The sequence below is a fragment of the Streptomyces pratensis genome (assembly GCF_016804005.1).
GTDB lineage: Bacteria > Actinomycetota > Actinomycetes > Streptomycetales > Streptomycetaceae > Streptomyces > Streptomyces pratensis_A.
This window is the reverse complement of the sequence record NZ_CP051486.1, coordinates 4299926-4320273: the sequence shown is the minus strand read 5'-3', so window position 1 is coordinate 4320273 and position 20348 is coordinate 4299926. Positions and strand designations below refer to the sequence as shown.

Here is a 20348-nt window from a genome sequence, read left to right as displayed (position 1 = left end):
TGCGGACCGTTCCTGTCGGCGCCAGCACTACCCGTGGGCCATCCGGGGCACGCGCGGCGCGGAATAGTCACACAAGTTCAGGCCCAGCTGCACACTGCACTCTTGACTCACCAACACCTCCCGCCACAGAGTGTGCGCCGACCGATGAACACGGGAAGACCCACGGGAATCGCTCTGCCACACCGGCCCAAGAAGGGTTGTCATGACGTCGAAGCAGAGGATCAGACTCGCGCTCGCACTGACCACGGCGGGGGCGCTGAGCGTGGCGCTCCTCTCCCCGGCGGCGGCCGGCGCGGACACCGTACGACCGGACTGCCCCCGCGGCCTGACCTGCGACTGGGTCCCCGCGGCCTACCAGCAGACCGGCGATCCGGCGGACAAGGACACGTACGGCAACTACGACACGGCGGACCGGCCCGACAGCAACGCCGTCAAGTTCATCGTCCTGCACGACACCGAGGTCGACTACGCCACCACCTTGAGGATCTTCCAGAACCCGGCCAACCAGACCTCCGCCCACTACGTGGTGCGCTCGTCCGACGGCCATGTCACGCAGATGGTGAAGAACAAGGACGTCGCCTGGCAGGCGGGCAACTGGTACCTCAACACGCACTCCATCGGCATCGAGCAGGAGGGCGTCGCAGCCGAGGGAGCCAAGTGGTACACCCCTGAGATGTACCGCTCGACCGCACGACTGGTGCGTCATCTCGCGGCGAAGTATGACATCCCGCTCGACCGGCAGCACATCCTCGGCCATGACGGGGTGCCGCCCACCTCTGCCGCCGGTACGCAGAACATGCACTGGGACCCGGGGCCCTACTGGGACTGGAACCGCTTCATGGCGCTGCTCGGCAGACCCACCGTGCCGAGCGCCCCCAAAAGCAGCGAACTGATCACGGTCAGCGCGGACTTCACCAGGAACCAGCAGGATTTCCGTGACTGCGAGAAGGGCGTCGACCTTCCCCGGCAGGGCAGCAGCGCGGTCCCGCTGCACACCGCGCCGTCCACGGACTCGCCGCTCTTCTCCGACCCGGGGCTGCACCCGGACGGTTCGCCTGGAACGAACTGTGCCGCGGACTGGGGGAGCAAGATCAGCGCCACACAACAGGCCGTCGTCGCCGACAGAACACCGGGCTGGACAGCGATCTGGTGGTACGGGCAGAAGGCGTGGTTCCGCACCCCCGCAGGGATCCGGGTCGTCAGCCCCACATCGGGCCGGATCGTACGGCCCAAGGCCGGCAAGGCGGAAGTGCCGGTGTACGGCGTCGCCTACCCGGAGAAGACGGAGTACCCAACAGACTTCGTCAAGCCGACCGTGGGGACCCCGCTCGTCTACACGATCAAGGCGGGCCAGGCTTTCCCGGGTGGGGGAGAGGCGCCCACCGGCTACTACTACGCACCGACGATCGACGCCTCGAAACCGTACGACCACACGTACTTCCGTGGAGCCGAGAAGTACGTGACCGTCCAGATCGGCCACCGGATCGGTTTCGTGAAGGCGTCCGACGTCGACGTGGTGAGAGCCGGCTCATGAACACCGGCTGAGACGGCGGCCGGCGCGCTGCGGGACCCATGTGTCGGCACCGGTCCCGCAGCGCGTTCCCCCGCTCGTCAGGCCGGTCGCCCCGGCGTGGTCAGCGTGTGCCCACCGCCGCGCGCACGGCCCGCCGGGCCATCGCGCAGTCGTCGTGCAGCCTGCGCAGCAGCAGCCGCTGCTCCTCGCTGGAGGACAGGACACCCTGTCGCGCCTGCCCTCCACCGGCCGGTGCGCCTTCGCGCATGGCCCGCTGGACAGCCGTCTCATACGTACGGATCTCCCGCGTCAGTACGATCATCAGGTTGACCAGGAAGGCGTCCCGGGCTGCGGCACCCGCTGCCTGCGCCAGCTGGCTGATCTGTCGTCGTGACGCCGGGGCGTCACCGAGCACGGCCCAGAGCGTTGCCAGGTCGTACCCCGGCAGATACCAGCCGGCGTGCTCCCAGTCGACCAGCACGGGTCCGGTGGGCGGCAGCAGGATGTTCGAGAGCAGGGCGTCGCCGTGGCAGAACTGGCCCATGCCCTGACGGCCGCCTGCGTGGGCCAGGCCGTGCAGCAGCTTCTGGAGGTCACCCAGATCACGGTCGGTGAAAAGCCCCAGCTCGTGATAGCGGGCGATGCGTGAGGCGTAGTCCAGCGGCGCCTCGAACAGGCCGGCCGGCGGCCTCCACGCGTTGACCCGGCTGACGGCTCCGAGAACGGCCCTCAGATCCGCACGGGGCGGCGCCTCGGCCGGATGCCTCGTCAGGGCCGCGACGCGGCCGGGCATCCGCTCGATCACCAGGGTGCAGTTCTCCGGGTCGGCGGCGATGAGGCGCGGTACCCGGACCGGCGGGCGGTGCCTGACGAAGGCACGATACGCAGTTATTTCGTGCCGGAACCGCTCCGTCCATGCGGGGGAGTGGTCGAGTAAGCACTTGGCCACCGCAGTCGTGCGCCCGGTGGTGCCCACGATGAGCACAGAGCGTCCGCTGCGGCGGAGTACCTGTACCGGATTGAACTCCGGACAGATGCGGTGCACGGAAGCGATGGCCATCCGCAGCTGCGCGCCCTGGGCGCCGGACAAGTCCAGTCTTCCGCTGAGCGGTTGGGAGCCCGGACCCGCCGTCCGCCGGGTCCGACCCGCGCCGGACACCGGTGACGCGGCGCGTGGGTCGAGATACGGCCCGCCGCCCGCCCCCGCGGGACGAAGCAGCCGGGGCGGGGCGGACACGGAGGACGATGCTGTGTACATGGGCGAGACAGATCCCTTCGTGCGCCGACAAGTTGCGTGCGCCGCCCCGGCCGGCGGCCGTTCGGCACCCTGGGGAGTACCTAGGGCTGCCGGGCGGGGTGGCGCTTTCCTACCTGACACCGGCGCGCGGGTGGCACAACATCTAGCGACCCCTGGCGAACCCTGGCGAATATTCGCCGGGCATCCGCCAGGGGGCTAGGGTCAAGTCAGCCGAGAACCTGGGGGCTTGACGTGACCGGAGAACCCAACACCCGCCTGTCTGACCTGTTCGGCCTGGCCGGCTGGTCCAAGGGCGAACTCGCGAGAATGGTGAACAGGCAGGCGGCGGCCATGGGCCATCTCCAACTGGCCACCGACACCTCGCGGGTGCGGCGCTGGATCGACATGGGGGAGTCCCCCCGCGATCCCGTTCCCGAAGTGCTGGCAGCTCTGTTCACCGAGCGGCTCGGCCGTGTCGTGACCATCGAGGACCTCGGGTTCGGCCGACGCGGGCGCGTGGGGAAGCGGCGAAAAACCGGGACGGAAGACAATCCCGACGGTTTGCCGTGGGCGCCCGAACGGACGGCAGCGGTCCTCACCGAATTCACGGGAATGGACCTCATGCTCAACCGACGCGGCTTGGTGGGCGCGGGCGCCGCGCTCGCCGCTGGCTCAGCTCTCACCGGCGCCATGCACGACTGGCTGCACTCCGAGCCCGCTCCGGCGGCCCGGGCGTCCCGCCTCAACGATCCTCTGTACGCCGACAACGCGGGCTTCGACCTCTACGAGGCCGCGCCCATCGGCTCCGAGGAGATCGAGGCTCTGGAGCACTCGGTCGAGGTGTTCAGGGCCTGGGACGCCTCCAGAGGAGGCGGACTCCAGCGCAAGGCGGTCGTGGGCCAGCTCAACGAAGTGGGCGGCATGCTCGCCTACCACCACCCCGAGCATCTGCAGCGCCGCCTCTGGGGTGTCGCCGCGAACCTCGCGGTTCTCGCCGGCTGGATGTCCCACGACGTCGGCCTCGAACCCACTGCCCAGAAGTATTTCGTGATCGCGGCCCACGCGGCTCGTGAGGGCGGCGATCGCCCTCGAGCAGGGGAGGCACTCTCCCGTGCGGCCCGCCAGATGGTTCACCTGGGCCGGCCGGACGACGCCCTGGACCTGATGAAGCTCGCCAAGTCCGGTTCCGGGGACGAGACCCTGCCGCGCACCCAGGCGATGCTGCGCACCATCGAGGCCTGGGCACAGGCGTCGATGGGACGCGGGCAGGCCATGCGGCGGACACTCGGCGAGGCCGAGGAGCTCTTCGTCTCGGACAAGGGCGATGTGCCGCCGCCGAGCTGGATGCAGATGTTCGACGAGGCGGACATGCACGGGATGCAGGCCCTGGCCTTCCGGACGCTGGCGGAGCACGACCCGGGCGCGGCCTCCACTGCTCAGCGCCACGCCAAGCAGGCACTCGAGCTGCGGATAAACGGTCGTCAACGGTCCAAGATCTTCGATTACATCTCGTTGGCATCGGCGTGCTTCATCGCCGACGATCCGGAGCAGGCCGACCGCTACGCACGCCTTGCCCTGGTGTCGATGGGGGAGACCTCCTCGCACCGGACCTGGGACCGGCTGCGCGAGATGTACCGGCTCACCGGTCAGTTCTCCGGCTACGCCAAGATCGAGGACCTGCGTGAGGAGATCGAACACGTCCTGCCCCCGAGCGCGTCCAACAAGAGGACAAGGCGCTCCGAGACCTGACCCGGGGGCGTCGGTGACGAACTCAGGACGATCCTCGGCCACGAGCCGGGCACGCCTGTCGCGTCAAGAGGGCAACCGAGGCCACAGGGCTGCCCGGAAACGCGCACGGGACGGCCCGGAAGCCTCGGCAACCCCCTTCGACGCGGTCCGGTACTCCCTCAGGCCTCGACGCGGGCGACCAGCACGCAGGCGTCGTCGAGCCGTTCGGCCGATCCGAGCTCCTCGACCACCGCCCGTACGCAGTCCTGTGCCGTTCGCGCCTGTGCGATCCGGGGCGCCAGCCCCAGAAGCGTGTCCGGGCCCACGCTCGGGTCGCTCTGCCGAGTCAGTCCGCCGGTGTGCAGGACGAGCACGTCGCCCGGGAGCAGGGCCACATGGTCCTGCTCGTAGGTGACTCCGGATGCCGCCCCCAGCAGCACCCCGTCCGGCGAGGGCAGAGGTCGCCCCTCTCCGTTGCGGAACAGCAGCGGCGCGGGGTGCCCTGCCTGTGCCCAGGCCAGTGTGCCGGTCGCCGGATCGAAGCGGCAGCACACGGCGCTGCCCAGGGCCGGCTGTGCCGAGCACTCGATCAGCTGGTTCAGATGGCCCATGACCGCTCCCGGGCCGATACCGGCCACGGCCATGCCCCGGAGTGCGCCGAGCAGCATCGCCATGGCCGAGGTGGCGGGGATGCCGTGGCCGGTGAGATCACCGACGGTGAGCAGGGTTTTCCCGTCCGGGAGCGGCAGTGCGTCGTACCAGTCGCCGCCGATCAGATCGCTCGACCCGGACGGCAGGTAGTGGGCGGCGATGTCCAGTCCGCTCGTGCCCCGTCCGGGTATCGGCAGCGAGCCACGCCATGGCGGAAGAACAGCCTCTTGGAGTTCCACCGCCATCCGGTGCTCGGCGCGGGCCATCTGTTCCCGGCGTCGCAGGGTGTCCTGTGTCCTCACCACGATGTGCTGGCTGCGCCTCAGCCTGCTGACGTCGCGCAGGACCGCCCACATGGAAGCGGTGCAGCCGTCCGAGTCGAGAACGGGCTCGCCCATCATGTGCAGCGTCCGCATTCCGCCGTCGGGCAGCAGGATTCTGAATTCGCCGTCTATCGGCCTGCCGTCCACGAGGCAGTCGGTCACCATGGACGTCAGGAGTGGCTGGTCCTCCGCGAGGAGAGCGGACGGCAGCTCGTCCAGGGACAGCGCTCCCGTTCCCGGGGCCTTGCCGAAGATCTGGAAGAGCTCGTCGGACCAGCTGACCTCGTCCGTCAGTAGATTCCACTCGGCGCTGCCCACCCTGCTGAGGAGTGAGCCCGTCGGTGCCTCGGCAGGCGTCTCCGCGCACGCTGCTCCTGCGGGTTCGGCGGCTGTGGGCCGGTGTATGCCGTCCCGCAGCTGGCCCAGGTGCTCGCCGAGGTCGTCGAGCTGATGGACGGCGAGTTCACAGAGCGCTCGCTGCCAGCGCAGCTGAGGATCGTCGTCGATCACCGAGGTGTCACGCCGTACGGCGTCCACGTCGCCGCGCAGCAGCCGAGTCCGGTTGATCAGGGCGTCGACGGCATCCCGCTCGGGCGGCTGCGGTGCGGGGCGGTCCGCAAACAGATGGGACGGCATCTGGTACTCCGATACAGGCGGTACGGCCGGTTCGTGGGGGTGGACCGAACACGACTGTTGCACAGGCTGGGGGACCCCGTAAGGGGTTTGGCAACACTCGATACGTTCTTGCTTCTGGCATATGTCATCGGCTGGCTGGGGTGCGGGTTTCCCGAACACCCTTGCGCTTGGAGGGGAGTTGACGCAAGTCGCCCGGCGTGAGCGTCTCGGCGTACGCCCGCGTACGCAGGCCTGCGCGGCTCTCACCGGTCGGTATCAGGGCGCACGTGGAGTCGCATGGGGTCGTCGGCCGCCGGCTGATGCCCGTGGCTGCGCTTCCGGGCGATGGGGTGTTCGAGGCGGTGGCCGGACGTTCGTCGGTCGCCCGTTCGTGGAAGTGGGTGCGGGTGATCCGCACCCCTGGGTGATCGACGGGAATGACGGTGCGTCCGGGTGTGTTGGGGAAACAGTAAGTGAAAACGACACCCATTGCCATTCAGGGGGATGGGGTTCGGAATCCATGTCTGGAGATCCCATGGCGCGCAGTGAGACCAGGCCCGTCGTCCTGCTCCGGTCCACGGCCGGAACCGGCCACACCTATGTGACGCGGAAGAACCGGCGAAACGATCCCGACCGGATGGAGCTCCGGAAGTTCGATCCGGCCGCCGGTCGCCACGTCATCTTCCGTGAGGCCCGCTGACGATCGACGGCACCACCACCCGCCGCCCGCTGAAGCGCTCCGGCCTGCACGGTCGTGGTGTGGATCACAGAGCGGGGGGTGGATTACGGGAACGGCGGGTGGTGGTTTATCGTTCACCTATACGTGGGAGTGAGTTGCCGGAGCCTGCCGACGCAGTGATCCGCGTTCGCCCCCGCACACGAGCCGCCCCGGCTGGATTCCCCCGATCCGGCCGGGGCTTCCCCTTTTCCGTATGGTGCGCGCGCCGCACGGTCCAGGGCGGGCCCCGGGCTCCCGTCCGCGTTCACGGGGCCGGAGCTGACAGGAACAGAGCTGTCCGCGCCCGGAGGCCCCCCCGGGCGGACACGACCCGTGCTCACATGGTCTGCGTGAGGTCAGCCGCGTAATGCTCGATGGCGGGCCGGTACCGCTGTACGTGTGGACTGTCGCTCGTCGTCGCCACCAGGCGCAGCAGAAGCTGCATGGCCTCGTGATGCTCGCCCGTGTTGAACAAGGCCATGGAAAGGAAGGTCCGCATGGCCCCGTCGTCCGGGAATTCCGACACGCCGCGGCGCAGCGTTTCGACGGCCTGCCCGAATCTGCCCAGCACGCGGTAGGTACTGCCCAGCCCCAGCAATGCCCCCTGGCGGTCCTCGTCGGTGAGGCCATCGCCCTGCAGACTCCGCTCGTAGTACGGCACGGCCTCGGCCTCCAGGCCGAGTACGTCGTGGACCCAGGCGGTCTGATAGGCGACGTCCGCCGCATCGGGGTGTGCGGCGGTGAGGGAGAGGAGGCGTTCCCTGGCCTGTTCGGGATGACCCTGTTCGCGCAGTTGCACGGCCTCGGCCAGCAGTTCGTCCTTCTTCTGTGCGCTCATGCGCACATGGTCGCACCCTGACCGGGGTGTGGGGCTCGGCGTCGGGGGAATCCGTTCCGCCATGACAGCAGAGGCGAATCGTAGTGCACGAAGCAGAAGTGTGGGACGTCTACTGCTGCGCGCGGCAGTGTTGACCGGAGCGTTCCTGGCGCTGGTGGCGTTCTCCGTGGTCCTGGCGAAGGTGACGCTCACACCGTCACCGGCGTCGGAGGACATCGTGACGTCCAATCTGAAGCCAGGGCAGTCCCTGCGGCAGTACGCGGAGGACTACACCTTCCTCGCGGCCTGCAAGCAGGCCGGCGGAAATCTCCTGCTGGGCGCACCGTTCGGCGTCCTGCTGCCGATCCTGGTGCCGCGCAGGCGGCGGATGATCCGGATGACGGTGCTGACCGTGCTGGTCATGGCGGTCGTGGAGCTCGCACAGGGCGCGCTCGTGGCGGGACGGGCCTTCGACATCGACGACGTGATCCTCAATACGACCGGTGCGCTGCTGGGGTACGCGCTGGTGGGGCGGCGCATCAGCCACCGCTATCACGCCCTTTCGGACGCACCGGCCGCAGGGGAAGCGGCGAAGCCCGCCCCCCGGGGCTCGGCCAGGACCGCGCCGGCCGCCAGGAAGGCGGCGAAGCCGGGTGCGGAGCCCGGAAGTAAGGCGAAGGCCGGCGCCGGCGTGAAGCCTGACAGTAAGGCGAAGACCGCAGCCGTACCGAAGGCGGGCAACAAGGCCGAGCGCGGTGGCAGGCCCGAGGCCGCCGCACGGCGGAGCGCGTCCGCGCAGGTTGCACGCGGACGCGCTCTGTTCGACAGGTGGCGCAGTCGTCGGGAGGCTTCGGGCGAGGGGTCGCCCGCAGCCCGTCGACGCGGAGCCTAGAGCGCCGGGTAGGCGTTCTTCATGAGCTCCTGGAACTGGGCGGAGAACCACTTGCCGGAGACCGGAGCATCGCCCAGAGCCCCGGACATGTTGTTGTTGTTGCGGGCGTTACCGGTGTACGTCGGGTCGCACATCCGGTCGAATCCCTTGCCCTCGTCGTTCGGGATCGCCTTGCTGGATCCGTCCGACTCCCCCGGGGGCTTCATCCAGACGTACGCGTCGATGCCGGCTTCCGGGGCCGCCTTCGGTCGTTCCCCGAGGCCGGCTCCGGCCTGGTTGCACCAGTTGCCGAGGTGGATGCGCCGGTCGTTACGGCCGCCGTCCACGTAGGTGTCGACGCTGGTGGTGGCACCGGGGCCGGTCGGCCGCTGCGTGCCGCCCCACCCGTTACGTGAGGTGTCGATGAGCATGCCGATGTCGGACTTGAAGCCGACCGAGACCAGCTCGGTCCGGAAGGCCTGCGCGAACGACAGCTCGTCCGTGTAGCGGTTCCAGTCGACCCACTTCGACTGGCGCACCGAGGTCCCGTTGACGGAGTCCTCGATCTTGAAGTTCGTCTCCTTCAGTGCGCTGTAGTTGGCCGTGTTCGTGATGAAGCCCTGGACGTCGTCGACGGTCGCGCCCTCGGCGGTCGCGGCCTGGTGGAAGATGTCGGCGGAGGCGCCGAAGTTGTCGTCCCAGCCGATCCAGCCGTGGTGGCCCGCGTCGATGTAGTTGTAGACGTTCGGCGCGTCGCCGAGCTTGTTCAGCGCGTAGCCGACGCCCTTGACGTAGTTGCCGTTGGCCTTCATGACGTCACAGGCCGGAGTGGCGGTGGGACGGCCGCCCGCGTTGGTCACGAGGTTCGGCAGGGAGTCGATCTCGACGGTGGTGACGATGCGCAGACCCGCGTACTTCGCATCGGCGAGGATGGCCGCGATCGGGTCGATGTACTCGGTCTTGTAGCGGCCGATCTCGGTGGGGCCGAGCTCGCCGTTGGAGGCGAGTGCCGCACAGTCACGCCCGGGCAGGTTGTAGATGACGAGCTGGACGACGAGTTCGCCGGAGCCCTTCTGGGTCAGGGCCTCGTCCAGATGGTCACGCAGACCCATTCCGCCGTTGGCGCCCTCGATGGCGGCGATGCGGTCGAGCCACACACCCGTCGGCTGGTTCGCGATCCGGCTGCCGCCCGCCTCGGCGGCGGCGTTGGCCGACCATTCGGGGTTCACGTAGACCTTGGCACCCTGGTAAGGGTTGTCCGCCTGCTCACCCGCGGGCGGGTCGGTGGGCGGGTCCGTCGGGTCCGGGGGATCGGTCGGTCCCGTGGTGCCTCCGTCGCAGGTGACGCCGTTCAGCTTGAAGGTCGCGGGCACGGTGCTGTTGCCGTTCCCGGTCGCGTTGAAGCCGAAGGTGGCGGAGGACCCGGTGGCCAGAGCGGCGTTGTAGCCGGCGTCCTTCGCGGTGACGGCCGCGCCGCTCTGAGAGACGGTGGCGTTCCAGCCCTGGCTGACCTTCTCGCTTCCGGAGAACGACCACTGCAGCTGCCAGCCGGATACGGCGTCGCCGAGGTTCTTGACGGTCACCGAGGCCGTGAGGCCCCCGTTCCACTGATTCTGGATCTTGTAATCGACCGAGCAGCCTGCGGCCGCTGCGGCGGAGGTTCCGAAGGGTGCCACCGCGGCGGCGGAGCCTGCGGCTGCGGCGACGAGTGCTCCCGCGGCTATGAGCGCCGTTCGGGATCGGCGCAGGGTGGTGCGGCTCGTGCGGCTCATACGAATTCCGTTTCCTCAGCTGTCGAGGGCGCGCAGATGACTGCGCAGCCCGATTCCGTACGGGGTGGGGGTACCGTCGTAGTCGCTGATCCAGGACAGGGCCGTGGAGCGTCCCAGGGTGTACAAGGCCCTTCCGGGTGAGAGGTTCTTGGTCGTCGAACTCCTGCGCGACCCGGTCGGCGAAGCCGGTGGGGACAGGTGTTCACGCCGATCTCGCCTGCGGCGAGGGGGACTTCGGCGCGACCGGTGCGAGCGGGGAGTTGCAGCGGTCCCTGTTCGCACGGACGTTGGAGTTGTGGACACGCGGCGGCAGGTGACCCTGCGTGCCCGCGGTCTCATGGCTGATGCGGGTGCCGTCGGCTACACGTCGGAGCATCCGGCTGTACCGCCGGCGTACCGTCCCGGGCCAGGTGCTTCCGACCGGGGCAGTGGTGCCTCGGCCTGCGGCCCACAAGGCCAGGCGTTCCGGGGTGGTTTCGTCCTTCGTGCCCGCGTGGTGCGGATCCATGTAGTTCAGGCCAGACCGGTACTCCTCGTTCGGGGCCACAGGGGCGGTGCGGTTGATCCGGCCGACGCTCGCCCGTGCAGAGACCTGCCTGACGAGCTCGTTGCGCCGGACGCCCGTATCCGGTGGTTCGTGGGCGGGGCGGGGAGATCCACCGGACCGGTGGAGCCGGTCGGATCCGTGGTGCTGAGTGTGCTGTCGAGCCTGGACGTACCGGGTGCGGGGGCCGAATCCGTACCGACGGCCGGGTGGCCCGCCGCAGGGCCCGCACCACTCGCGTGTGTCCCGTTCAGGCCGTTACCCGCCGCGGTGCCCGTCCCCCGGAATCCGCCGGCCCGCTGATGCGCGGTGCTGTTCTCCACCGTGCGTGCGTGGGCGGATCCGGAAGCCTTGACCACGGCCGCGAGAAAGTTGCCGGCCATGTCGAGCACTGCTCCGAGGAGCAGCCTGAACAGGTGCGATAAGTGCGGGAGGTGACGCATGAGCGACTCCTTGCAGATCGGGCGTGCCCCCTACGGCACGTCGACTGGTGGAACCGCTCCCACTGGTGTGGCTTGACGTTAGAGCGTCAAGTGGTGTCGGTCAACACACCAGTTCCCATCTCTTGCTATCGAAATAATTCGACTCTTCAAGTCTCTTGACTCTCTTTTTCCTCCTCCCCATGCTGGGAGCGCTCCCACTGGTTCAAGGCTTGTGCTCAACCCCGCACGCCCCCCATGTTGCCGAGCCGCGAGGAGGTACTGCGCATGCCATCGGGACGCGCACGAAGAACCTGGTTACCGAGAAGACCCGGCAGAACCGGAGCCGGATACCGACGTCTGTGGACAGCATTCGCGGCGGCACTGGCTCTTCCCCTGGGAATGACCGCCGCAGCCGGAGGGCCGGCCCAGGCCGCGGCCGTCCAGTGCAGCGTCGACTACAAGGCGAATGACTGGGGTTCGGGCTTCAGCACCGAACTGACCGTCACCAACAGGAGTACCGCCGCGATCGACGGCTGGACCCTCACCTACGCGTACACCGGCAACCAGCAGCTCACCAACGGCTGGAACGGGACGTGGTCCCAGTCGGGCAAGAACGTCACCGTCAAGAACGCCGCCTGGAACGGCTCCGTCGCCGCCGGAGCCGCCGTCACGACGGGCGCGCAGTTCTCCTACAGCGGCACCAATGCCGCACCCACCGCCTTCGCCGTCAACGGTACGGCGTGCGTGGGTGCCCACCAGCCGCCGATCGTCGTCCTCACCAGTCCGGCGGCGGGCGCCGTCTTCTCCGCCGGAGACCCCGTCCCCCTGGCCGCCACCGCCGCAGCCGCCGACGGGGCGGGCATCAGCAAGGTCGAGTTCTACGACAACACGAAGCTGCTCGGCACCGACACCACGTCGCCGTACACCTACAGCGCCGCAGGGCTCTCCGCGGGCGGCCACTCGGTGTACGCCAGGGCGTACGACAGTCTCGGCGCCTCGGCGGAGTCGACCCCGGCGGGCATCACCGTCGTCGCGGGCCCTGCCGTCGTCGCCGCACCCGCCCAACTGGGCGTTCAGCAGGGCAAGTCGGGGACGTTCAACGTATCACTGTCCACCGCGCCCTCCTCGTCCGTCACCGTCACGGTCGCGCGGAGCGCGGGCAACGCGGGCCTCAGCGTCACCGGTGGCGCGAGCCTCACGTTCACCCCGTCCAACTGGTCCACGCCCCAGAAGGTGACCATCTCGGCCGACGGGTCCGGCACGGGAGCCGCGACCTTCACCGTGACGGCCCCCGGGCACAGCAAGTCCGACGTCACGGTCACCCAGCTCGCCGCGGCGAAGGACTACGACGCCCGCTTCCTCGACCTGTACGGGAAGATCACCGACCCGGCGAACGGCTACTTCTCCTCGGAGGGCATCCCCTACCACTCCGTCGAGACCCTGATCGTCGAGGCGCCGGACCACGGGCACGAGACGACGTCGGAGGCGTACAGCTATCTGATCTGGCTCCAGGCGATGTACGGGAAGATCACCGGGGACTGGACCAAGTTCAACGGTGCGTGGGACACCATGGAGAAGTACATGATCCCCACCCACGCCGACCAGCCCACGAACTCCTTCTACAACGCGTCGAAGCCCGCCACCTACGCCCCTGAGCACGACACCCCGAACGAGTACCCGGCCGTGCTCAACGGATCGGCGGCCTCCGGATCGGATCCGATCGCCTCCGAGCTGAAGAGCGCGTACGGCACCGACGACATCTACGGGATGCACTGGATCCAGGACGTCGACAACGTCTACGGATACGGCAACTCTCCCGGCAAGTGCTCGGCCGGACCGGCCGATACCGGTCCTTCGTACATCAACACCTTCCAGCGCGGCTCGCAGGAGTCGGTCTGGGAGACCGTCACCCACCCCACCTGCGACAACTTCACCTACGGCGGTGACAACGGCTACCTGGACCTGTTCACCGGGGACGCCTCGTACGCCAAGCAGTGGAAGTTCACCAACGCTCCGGACGCGGACGCCCGTGCCGTACAGGCCGCCTACTGGGCCGACGTCTGGGCCGATGAGCAGGGCAAGTCGAGCGAGGTCTCGGCGACGGTCGCCAAGGCGGCGAAGATGGGCGACTACCTCCGCTACTCCATGTTCGACAAGTACTTCAAGAAGGTCGGCAACTGCGTCGGTCCGACCACCTGCCCCGCCGGCAGCGGCAAGGACAGCGCGCACTACCTGATGTCCTGGTACTACGCCTGGGGCGGTGCCACCGACACCTCGGCCGGCTGGTCCTGGCGCATCGGTTCCAGCCATGCCCACGGTGGCTACCAGAACCCGATGGCGGCCTACGCCCTGAGCTCCGTCGCCGACCTCAAGCCCAAGTCGGCCACGGGGCAGCAGGACTGGGCCAAGAGCCTGGACCGGCAGATGGAGTTCTACCAGTGGCTCCAGTCCGACGAGGGCGCCATAGCGGGCGGTGCGACCAACAGCTGGAAGGGCAGTTATGCCCAGCCTCCGGCCGGTACGCCGACCTTCTACGGCATGTACTACGACGAGAAGCCCGTTTACCACGACCCGCCGTCCAACCAGTGGTTCGGCTTCCAGGCGTGGTCCATGGAGCGCGTCGCCGAGTACTACCACGAGTCGGGCGACGCCCAGGCCAAGGCCGTACTCGACAAGTGGGTCGACTGGGCCCTGTCCGAGACGACCATCAACCCGGACGGTACGTACCTCATGCCGTCCACCCTCAAGTGGTCGGGCGCGCCTGACACCTGGAACGCGTCGAATCCCGGTGCGAACTCCAGCCTCCACGTCACCGTCGCCGACTACACCAACGACGTCGGTGTGGCGGGTGCCTACGCCAGGACGCTGACCTACTACGCCGCGAAGTCCGGTGACGCCGAGGCGAAGGCCACGGCCAAGGGGCTGCTCGACGGCATGTGGAGCCACTACCAGGACGACGCAGGGATCGCGGTTCCCGAGACCCGCGCCGACTACAACCGGTTCGACGACCCGGTGTACGTTCCGAACGGCTGGACGGGCGCGATGCCCAACGGCGACACCGTCGACAACGACTCGACGTTCCTCTCCATCCGGTCGTTCTACGAGGACGACCCGAACTGGCCGAAGGTGCAGGCCTATCTGGACGGCGGAGCCGCTCCGGTCTTCACCTACCACCGGTTCTGGGCACAGACCGATGTGGCACTGGCGCTGGGGGCGTATGCCGATCTGCTGGAGTGAGTGACCGCAACGCCCAGGGTTCCGGCCGCCGGTCGTCAGCCGGCGGCCGGAACTCCGGCGGTCCTCGTCCGGCCGGACGCGAGGTCTCGTGCGAACCGGACGCCGGGAGGCATGATCATGTGATGACATGGACAGCACCCGAAGTCACCCGCACCACCGGACCGCTCACCGGAAATGAGCGCGAGACGCTGGCCGGATTCCTGGCCTTCTACCGCACCACACTTCTGCAGAAATGCGCGAACCTGACGGGCGCGCAGCTCGCAGAGCGGACGGTGGAGCCGTCCAACCTCACCCTCCTCGGCCTGATCCGCCACATGGCCAAGGTGGAACGCATCTGGTTCCGCGAGGCGTTGGCGGGCTTGACCTTGCCGTCGATGTACGACGCGGAGAAGGGAAAGGACGCCGACTTCGAGGACCTCTCGCCGGACCGTGCCCCCGATGACTACGCCCGTCTCGTCGAGGAGATCCGCCTCGCAGACGAGACGGCGGCGGGCATGTCGCTGGACACCACCTTCACCCGCCGCGGCTCGGTCTACTCGCTCCGTACGGTGCACGTCCACATGATCGCCGAATACGCGCGCCACATCGGGCACGCCGACCTGCTGAGGGAACGACTGGACGGCACCACGGGAGCCTGAGGCCGCCCGGGGCCACACACCCCGTACAGGATCTGGCGTAATCGGACCCCGGGCGGACTGAAACGACCGGACGGGGTCACACGGAAGGTATGACGTCCACTGACGTAAGGACAGACGGCGCCGGGGACCCCGGCCAGGTTGGCACGCCGCGGCGGCGTGCCCGCATGCGAGGATGCCTGCCGTTCGCCGGCGTGTGCGCAGCCGCGCTGGTCCTGCTGTTCCTCGGCTCCAGGCTCAGCCTGCTGCCGGGACTCGGCGGACTCTTCGAAGAGAAGACCACCGACCGCTCCGGACCCGCGGTGCTCAAGTCCATCCAGGACATGAGCGCCTACGAGGCCGCTTCCGGCAACTTCCAAGTGGTGGTGGACCTGGAGAAGGACGCCAAATTCCTGCCCGACGCCATCCGGGGCACCCGGACGCTCTACGTCGGCGCGGGCACCGTAGGGGCCTCTGTCGATCTCGGCAGGGTCGGGGCCGACGGCGTGACCGTCGACGAGGACCGCACTACGGCCGCGATCGTGCTGCCTCACGCGGTGCTCGGCAAGCCCGCCCTGGATCCGGACCGCTCCTACGCCGTGTCCAAGCAGCGAGGCCTTCTCGACCGGCTCGGTGACTTCTTCTCGGACAACCCGGGCAGCGAGCAGGCCGTCAACAAGCTGGCGGCGAAGCACATCGGAAAGGCTGCCGAGGAGAGCGGACTCACGAAGCGGGCCGAGAAGAACACCGCCTCCATGCTCCAGGGCCTGCTCGGCTCGCTCGGATTCGAGAAGGTCACCGTCCGCTACAGCGATCCGCCCGGCTGATGCCTGCACGGAGCCACCCGCCTGCCCCGCCGCCACCCACCCGCCTGCCCCGCCGCCACCCACCCGGCGGCCCTGCGCCACACTCACCGGAGCGAACGGTCACCCCTCGACCGTCGGAGCCAGGGAGTGATGACCATGACCGCCGAAACCACGGAACGCTTCAAGGCCGCCGTCGAGAAAGGCGATCCGGCGGCACTGGAGGAGCTGTTCACCGAGGACGTCCGCCTCTTCAGTCCGGTGAAGTTCACGCCCTTCGAAGGCAGGCCCATGGTGCTCGGCCTCTTCGGCGTACTCCTGCGCACGTTCGAGGACTTCCGGTACGTCGGCCGTTTCGAGGGTGAGGCCTCCACGAGCGCGGAGGGTGCCCAGGAGCAGTCGGAGATACTGCTGTTCAGGGCGACGGTGAACGGCAAGGCGATCCACGGGATAGACCTGCTCCAGTTCGGTGAGGACGGCCGGATCAAGGAGTTCACCGTGATGGTTCGCCCGATGTCCGCGGTCCAGGCGCTGGGTGAAGCCGTCATGCGAGGACTCGCTGCCGACGGGCTCGTACCCGGCAGGGCGGAGAGCTGAGCCGACGGTGCCCGGCCCGGGTTCTCCCGGGCCGGGCACCGAACGGCATGGCGTAAACGCGTTGAGCATCCGATCGGTTACCCTACGTGAGCTCGCCGAGCACTCATCGGCATCCGAGGGGACCTCCGAATGAACCGTATCCGCACCGTATTCGCCGCGCTGGGCATCGCCGTGGGCCTGGTCACCGCCCCGGCCGCGGGCGCCACGCCACTCGAGAACCGCACGACTTCCGCAGTCGGTCACGACCCCTGCACCGGGGAGTTCCTCGGGGACGCGCGGCTGGGCCCCCGGTGGCTGCCCAGTGCGAAGCTGGCCCCCGTCGGTCCGCTGCTCAAGGGGTACAAGCGCACGGGCAGCCTGTCTCCTTCCGCCTTCCTCAACAAGTACTGGGAGGGCCCGGCGGACACGGGCAGCTGGAAGTACCCGCCCGACGACGGCTTCGCCGAAGTCAACGGCGAGATCGACAAGGAGCCCGCGAAGCTGCGTACCGGACAGCGCCTGGACCGCTTCGGATCGGAGTACGGCGCCTACCTCGCACCGGCCGGCGACGCATACAAGGAGCGCGCGCTGCCCCCGCAGAACCTCAACACCCGTGAACCCGCTGCTCCTTGCGACTATCGCGTCTACAAGGTGGCCAAGCCCTTCTGGGTCTGGCAGGGCAGCATCGCGCCGTGGTTCGAGCAGCCCGGTGGAGGCCAGCAGATCAAGCTCGACGCCGTCTTCCTCGACCCGGGCGCGGGGCAGCGGCTCAATGTGAAGTGGCTGCTGGACCACGCCTACCTCACACCCGCGGGCGCGTAGTCACAGCCGTGGACCGCCTCGGACTTCGTGCCGCGCTGGGCGTCGCAGGCGTGGCCGACGGCCACTACCGCATCGAAGGCGTGCACGAACCGGTGCCCACACCTCCGGACTTCCTCTTCATGAGGAGGGCGCCCGACGGGGTGTGGGAGACCGGCGCCTATGAACGCGGCGGGTACGAGGTGATCGCGCGGCACCCGGACGAGGCGGCGGCCTGCGCGCATCTTCTCAGCCTGCTGGTCTGACGGGCTGCCGGGTTTGCCGGAACCAGCGGGAACGTCCCGCGAAGGTCAACGCTCCGTCGGCGAAATGGCTTCATACGGTGCGCCCGTGACGTCCGCGTGTCGGAGTCGGGGCCCTGTCCGGGGAACGGCCATGGTGGTCGTATGAACAGTGCAGGCATTCTCGCCGATGCGTTCGAGCGCATCCATGAAGCGGTGCACGCCGCAGTCGAAGGTCTCCCGCCCGAAGACCTCAACGCGAGGCTCGACGACGACGCGAATTCCATCGCGTGGCTCGTGTGGCACCTCACGCGTGTCCAGGACGATCACGTCGCCGACGCGGCGGGGGCCGAGCAGATCTGGTCCGCGAAGGACTGGGCATCCCGCTTCGAGCTGCCCCTGGAGAAGGGCTCGACCGGCTACGGCCACAGCAGCGCGCAGGTGGGCTCGGTGAAGGTGGCGTCGGGCGACCTTCTCCTCGGCTACTTCGACGCCGTGAACGAGGAGACCCTCGGCTTTGTCCGAGGGCTCGACGGGCGGGCCCTGGACCGTGTCGTCGACGATGCGTGGTCGCCGCCGGTGACCCTCGGCGTGCGGCTGATCAGCGTCATCGCCGACGACCTGCAGCACGTCGGCCAGGCCGCGTTCGTCCGAGGCGCGCTGGAGCGCCGTCAGTAGGCCGCCGAACCCGTGCGCGCGTAGTGTCCCGGACTCGTGCCGACCACACGCTTGAAGTGCCGGGAGAAGTGGGACTGGTCGTAGAACCCGACCGATGAAGCGACCTCGGGCGCGCGCATCCCGCCGAGCAGCAGGCGCCGGGCCAGATCGACGCGACGGCCTGTCAGATACTGGTGCGGTGCCATGCCGAACTCCCGGCTGAAGGACCGCACCAGATGCGTGTGATGGGTGTGCAGCAGCTCCGCCGCATCGCGGAGCGTCAGCCCCTCGACGAAACGCTCGTCGAGCAGGTCCCGGAGTGCGTACGCGATCCGGCGGTCCGGCACCTGCGGGGCGACGGGCTCGTCGCGCAGGTGCCGGGCCAGCCGTTCGGAAACGAGCGCGAGCCGGCTCTGCGCCTCCAGTTCGTCCCCGGGGCGTTCGAGCGTCCGGTGGAGCTGGTGGACCCGGTGGCGCAGCCGCGGATCCCGCAGGACCGGCCGGTCGACCGCGCGTCCGACGAGGTCCGCGTCGATCTGCGTGGTGTTGAGATACAGGACGCGCTTGCGGAATCCTCCGGGGGTCGCCGCATCACCGTTGTGGGGGACGTGTGGAGGCAGCAGGGTCACCACCGAGCTGGGCGCCCCGTGCTCCTGGCGGTCCAGGTCGTAGCGGACCATTCCCTCGTCGACGATGAGCAGCGTCCAGGCGTCGTGCGTGTGCATGGGGTAGGCGTGGTCGGCGAAGTGCGCGTGGAAGACCTCGTCGATTCCCTCCACACGCGGGCGCCACGCGGTGATGTCGGGACGTGCACTCATGGACCAAGAGTACAAGGCGCCACCGGCCACCACGGTGTGCAAACTTCGTACAAGACCGCGAGCGGCCGGCCTCGGCAGACTTCCGGCATGACCGACGACAACGCACCCGTACGCTTCGACACCAAGATCGCCGTGCTGCTCCGCGACGACCTCGAGACCTGGCAGCGCCTCAACGTCACGGCCTTCCTGGTGAGCGGCCTCGGCACGCAGGTGCCCGAGGTGATCGGCGAACCCTACGCCGATGCCGACGACACCCCCTACCTGCCGATGTTCCGGCAGCCCGTTCTGGTGTTCGCCGGATCCAAGGAGCTCCTGACGGCCGCGCACACCAGGGCGGTGAGCCGTGGTGCGACGCTGGCCGTGTTCACCTCGGACCTGTTCGCGACCGGCCACGACAAGGCCAACAGGGCCGCCGTCCGAGCGGTGCGAAGGGACGGGATGGACCTCGTGGGCCTGGCCGTGTACGGGCCGCGCAACGCAGTCGACAAGATCCTCAAGGGCGCGTCCATGCATCCGTGAGCGGCACCCCGGAGTCACCGTACGGATACTCACGGGCGCACCCGTGCGAGTGAGGGACCCCGGTGCCATACTCAAGACAAGTCCGCTTGACAGGCTTGTCATTGTCCCGAAAGGCGACGCGTCATGAACTGGGCATCGTGGACCACCCTCGGTGTCTTCGCGGGAACCGGCGGAGTGCGCACCGAAGAGGTAGGTGTCGTGAGCGGTGATCTCACCGTCCACACGACTTGGACAGAAGAGCAGGCCGAGGTCGCCGTCCAGTACAGCGGCGCCTCGGACTGGTTCACCTTGGCCGGCAGTCCGGTGCCGTGCCCCTCAGAGGAAGCAAGCAGATCCCTCCATCAGGACGTCGTAGAGGCGGTACGCGCCGGCGGCGGGGCCACGGTTCCGGCTCCGCACACGGTCACCGGACCCGCACCCGTGTCGCGGTAACCGGTCAGCCCTTCGCGAAGCGCACCACGTACCGGCGCTGCCAAGGTGTCTCCACGGCCTTGGGGTGATAGTTCCGGCGTACGTAAGCGACAGCTTCCTCCGCCGGAACTCCGTCCAGCACGGCCAGACAGGCCAGAGCCGTGCCGGTCCGCCCCCGGCCGCCCCCGCACGCGACCTCGACACGCTCACCCAGGGCGCGGTTCCAGGCCTCCGTGAGCACCGCGCGCGCCGTCACTCTGTCGGCGGGAAGACGGAAGTCGGGCCAGCGCAGCCACTTCGAATCCCAGGCGACGCCGGGCGGCGGAGCGCCCAGCAGGTGGACCGCGAAGTCAGGCTCGGGCCCCACGGGAAGCGTGCGCCGCAGACCCCGGCCACGGACCAGCCGCCCTGAGGGCAGCCGCATCACGCCCTCGCCCTCCGGGCTCCAGGTCTCCGTCACAC

20 protein-coding genes are annotated in these 20348 nt (G+C 68.8%); 13 read left to right on the top strand and 7 right to left on the bottom strand.

The genetic code is table 11. From position 1 onward, the window contains the following. Positions 1–202 precede the first annotated feature (202 nt). Positions 203–1534: an N-acetylmuramoyl-L-alanine amidase gene (locus HED23_RS17410; RefSeq protein WP_203184306.1), complete on the top strand. Its 1332-nt coding sequence runs from the start codon at positions 203–205 to the stop codon at positions 1532–1534. A 100-nt stretch (positions 1535–1634) separates the two neighbouring features. Here HED23_RS17410 and HED23_RS17405 read toward each other — a convergent pair whose 3' ends face one another. Further along, complete coding sequence (locus HED23_RS17405) at positions 1635–2771, bottom strand: aminoglycoside phosphotransferase family protein (RefSeq protein ID WP_203184305.1); 1137 nt, start codon at positions 2769–2771, stop codon at positions 1635–1637. Positions 2772–3002: 231 nt separating this feature from the next. Between HED23_RS17405 and HED23_RS17400 the strand changes: the two genes are divergently transcribed. Further along, the gene (locus HED23_RS17400) at positions 3003–4499 is read left to right on the top strand and encodes a hypothetical protein (protein ID WP_203184304.1); all 1497 of its coding nucleotides are present in this window, start codon (positions 3003–3005) and stop codon (positions 4497–4499) included. Positions 4500–4657: 158 nt separating this feature from the next. Here HED23_RS17400 and HED23_RS17395 read toward each other — a convergent pair whose 3' ends face one another. Continuing rightward, entirely contained in the window at positions 4658–6088 is a 1431-nt protein-coding gene (locus HED23_RS17395; protein WP_203184303.1) for a PP2C family protein-serine/threonine phosphatase, read from the bottom strand. A 514-nt stretch (positions 6089–6602) separates the two neighbouring features. Here HED23_RS17395 and rpmG point away from each other — a divergent pair. Then, entirely contained in the window at positions 6603–6767 is a 165-nt protein-coding gene (rpmG, locus tag HED23_RS17390; RefSeq protein WP_203184302.1) for a 50S ribosomal protein L33, read from the top strand. Between the two features lie 355 nt (positions 6768–7122). On the opposite strand, the gene HED23_RS17385 is transcribed toward rpmG, so the two are convergent. Then, positions 7123–7623: a tetratricopeptide repeat protein gene (locus tag HED23_RS17385; protein ID WP_203184301.1), complete on the bottom strand. Its 501-nt coding sequence runs from the start codon at positions 7621–7623 to the stop codon at positions 7123–7125. Positions 7624–7684: 61 nt separating this feature from the next. On the opposite strand from HED23_RS17385, the gene HED23_RS17380 reads away from it, so the two are divergent. Continuing rightward, positions 7685–8494 (top strand): VanZ family protein, encoded by an 810-nt coding sequence (locus HED23_RS17380; protein WP_203184300.1) that lies wholly within the window; start codon positions 7685–7687, stop codon positions 8492–8494. On the opposite strand, the gene HED23_RS17375 is transcribed toward HED23_RS17380, so the two are convergent. Beyond that, positions 8491–10245, bottom strand: a complete 1755-nt coding sequence (locus tag HED23_RS17375; RefSeq protein ID WP_274383030.1) for a glycoside hydrolase family 6 protein — start codon at positions 10243–10245, stop codon at positions 8491–8493. The two genes, HED23_RS17380 and HED23_RS17375, sit on opposite strands and share 4 nt — an antisense overlap. A gap of 202 nt (positions 10246–10447) precedes the next feature. After that, entirely contained in the window at positions 10448–10621 is a 174-nt protein-coding gene (locus tag HED23_RS35905) for a hypothetical protein (RefSeq protein ID WP_203184299.1), read from the bottom strand. A 989-nt stretch (positions 10622–11610) separates the two neighbouring features. On the opposite strand from HED23_RS35905, the gene HED23_RS17365 reads away from it, so the two are divergent. From HED23_RS17365 to HED23_RS17335, 7 genes are all read left to right on the top strand, one after another. Then, on the top strand, positions 11611–14448 hold the full coding sequence (locus HED23_RS17365) for a glycoside hydrolase family 48 protein (protein WP_238442011.1): 2838 nt from the start codon (positions 11611–11613) through the stop codon (positions 14446–14448). A 122-nt stretch (positions 14449–14570) separates the two neighbouring features. Next, positions 14571–15086 (top strand): DinB family protein, encoded by a 516-nt coding sequence (locus HED23_RS17360; RefSeq protein WP_203184298.1) that lies wholly within the window; start codon positions 14571–14573, stop codon positions 15084–15086. Between the two features lie 89 nt (positions 15087–15175). Further along, positions 15176–15889, top strand: coding sequence for a DUF4230 domain-containing protein (locus HED23_RS17355; protein ID WP_203184297.1), 714 nt, complete (start codon positions 15176–15178; stop codon positions 15887–15889). Positions 15890–16024: 135 nt separating this feature from the next. Continuing rightward, on the top strand, positions 16025–16462 hold the full coding sequence (locus HED23_RS17350) for a nuclear transport factor 2 family protein (protein ID WP_386462573.1): 438 nt from the start codon (positions 16025–16027) through the stop codon (positions 16460–16462). Positions 16463–16591: 129 nt separating this feature from the next. Beyond that, a complete protein-coding gene (locus HED23_RS17345; protein ID WP_203184295.1) occupies positions 16592–17263 on the top strand; it encodes a TNT domain-containing protein in 672 nt (223 codons plus the stop codon). An 8-nt stretch (positions 17264–17271) separates the two neighbouring features. Beyond that, a complete protein-coding gene (locus HED23_RS17340) occupies positions 17272–17505 on the top strand; it encodes a hypothetical protein (RefSeq protein WP_203184294.1) in 234 nt (77 codons plus the stop codon). 141 nt (positions 17506–17646) lie between these two features. Then, positions 17647–18159: a mycothiol transferase gene (locus HED23_RS17335; RefSeq protein ID WP_203184293.1), complete on the top strand. Its 513-nt coding sequence runs from the start codon at positions 17647–17649 to the stop codon at positions 18157–18159. On the opposite strand, the gene HED23_RS17330 is transcribed toward HED23_RS17335, so the two are convergent. Then, the gene (locus tag HED23_RS17330) at positions 18153–18956 is read right to left on the bottom strand and encodes a helix-turn-helix transcriptional regulator (protein ID WP_203184292.1); all 804 of its coding nucleotides are present in this window, start codon (positions 18954–18956) and stop codon (positions 18153–18155) included. The genes HED23_RS17335 and HED23_RS17330 overlap by 7 nt on opposite strands. An 87-nt stretch (positions 18957–19043) precedes the next feature. On the opposite strand from HED23_RS17330, the gene HED23_RS17325 reads away from it, so the two are divergent. Beyond that, entirely contained in the window at positions 19044–19475 is a 432-nt protein-coding gene (locus tag HED23_RS17325; RefSeq protein ID WP_203184291.1) for a DUF2000 domain-containing protein, read from the top strand. A 123-nt stretch (positions 19476–19598) separates the two neighbouring features. Further along, positions 19599–19907, top strand: a complete 309-nt coding sequence (locus tag HED23_RS17320; protein ID WP_203184290.1) for a hypothetical protein — start codon at positions 19599–19601, stop codon at positions 19905–19907. A 4-nt stretch (positions 19908–19911) separates the two neighbouring features. Here HED23_RS17320 and HED23_RS17315 read toward each other — a convergent pair whose 3' ends face one another. After that, positions 19912–20346, bottom strand: coding sequence for a protein-tyrosine phosphatase family protein (locus tag HED23_RS17315; RefSeq protein WP_203184289.1), 435 nt, complete (start codon positions 20344–20346; stop codon positions 19912–19914). Positions 20347–20348: the final 2 nt, after the last annotated feature.

What these genes read in the sequence shown, in the direction of transcription:
- HED23_RS17410 (WP_203184306.1), top strand. Translation starts at nt 203, where the DNA reads ATGACGTCGAAGCAGAGGATCAGACTCGCGCTCGCACTGACCACGGCG.
- HED23_RS17405 (WP_203184305.1), bottom strand. Translation starts at nt 2,771, where the DNA reads ATGTACACAGCATCGTCCTCCGTGTCCGCCCCGCCCCGGCTGCTTCGT.
- HED23_RS17395 (WP_203184303.1), bottom strand. Translation starts at nt 6,088, where the DNA reads ATGCCGTCCCATCTGTTTGCGGACCGCCCCGCACCGCAGCCGCCCGAG.
- rpmG (WP_203184302.1), top strand. Translation starts at nt 6,603, where the DNA reads ATGGCGCGCAGTGAGACCAGGCCCGTCGTCCTGCTCCGGTCCACGGCC.
- HED23_RS17385 (WP_203184301.1), bottom strand. Translation starts at nt 7,623, where the DNA reads ATGAGCGCACAGAAGAAGGACGAACTGCTGGCCGAGGCCGTGCAACTG.
- HED23_RS17380 (WP_203184300.1), top strand. Translation starts at nt 7,685, where the DNA reads ATGACAGCAGAGGCGAATCGTAGTGCACGAAGCAGAAGTGTGGGACGT.
- HED23_RS17375 (WP_274383030.1), bottom strand. Translation starts at nt 10,245, where the DNA reads ATGAGCCGCACGAGCCGCACCACCCTGCGCCGATCCCGAACGGCGCTC.
- HED23_RS35905 (WP_203184299.1), bottom strand. Translation starts at nt 10,621, where the DNA reads ATGCTCCGACGTGTAGCCGACGGCACCCGCATCAGCCATGAGACCGCG.
- HED23_RS17365 (WP_238442011.1), top strand. Translation starts at nt 11,611, where the DNA reads ATGACCGCCGCAGCCGGAGGGCCGGCCCAGGCCGCGGCCGTCCAGTGC.
- HED23_RS17360 (WP_203184298.1), top strand. Translation starts at nt 14,571, where the DNA reads ATGACATGGACAGCACCCGAAGTCACCCGCACCACCGGACCGCTCACC.
- HED23_RS17355 (WP_203184297.1), top strand. Translation starts at nt 15,176, where the DNA reads ATGACGTCCACTGACGTAAGGACAGACGGCGCCGGGGACCCCGGCCAG.
- HED23_RS17350 (WP_386462573.1), top strand. Translation starts at nt 16,025, where the DNA reads ATGACCGCCGAAACCACGGAACGCTTCAAGGCCGCCGTCGAGAAAGGC.
- HED23_RS17345 (WP_203184295.1), top strand. Translation starts at nt 16,592, where the DNA reads ATGAACCGTATCCGCACCGTATTCGCCGCGCTGGGCATCGCCGTGGGC.
- HED23_RS17335 (WP_203184293.1), top strand. Translation starts at nt 17,647, where the DNA reads ATGAACAGTGCAGGCATTCTCGCCGATGCGTTCGAGCGCATCCATGAA.
- HED23_RS17330 (WP_203184292.1), bottom strand. Translation starts at nt 18,956, where the DNA reads ATGAGTGCACGTCCCGACATCACCGCGTGGCGCCCGCGTGTGGAGGGA.
- HED23_RS17325 (WP_203184291.1), top strand. Translation starts at nt 19,044, where the DNA reads ATGACCGACGACAACGCACCCGTACGCTTCGACACCAAGATCGCCGTG.
- HED23_RS17320 (WP_203184290.1), top strand. Translation starts at nt 19,599, where the DNA reads ATGAACTGGGCATCGTGGACCACCCTCGGTGTCTTCGCGGGAACCGGC.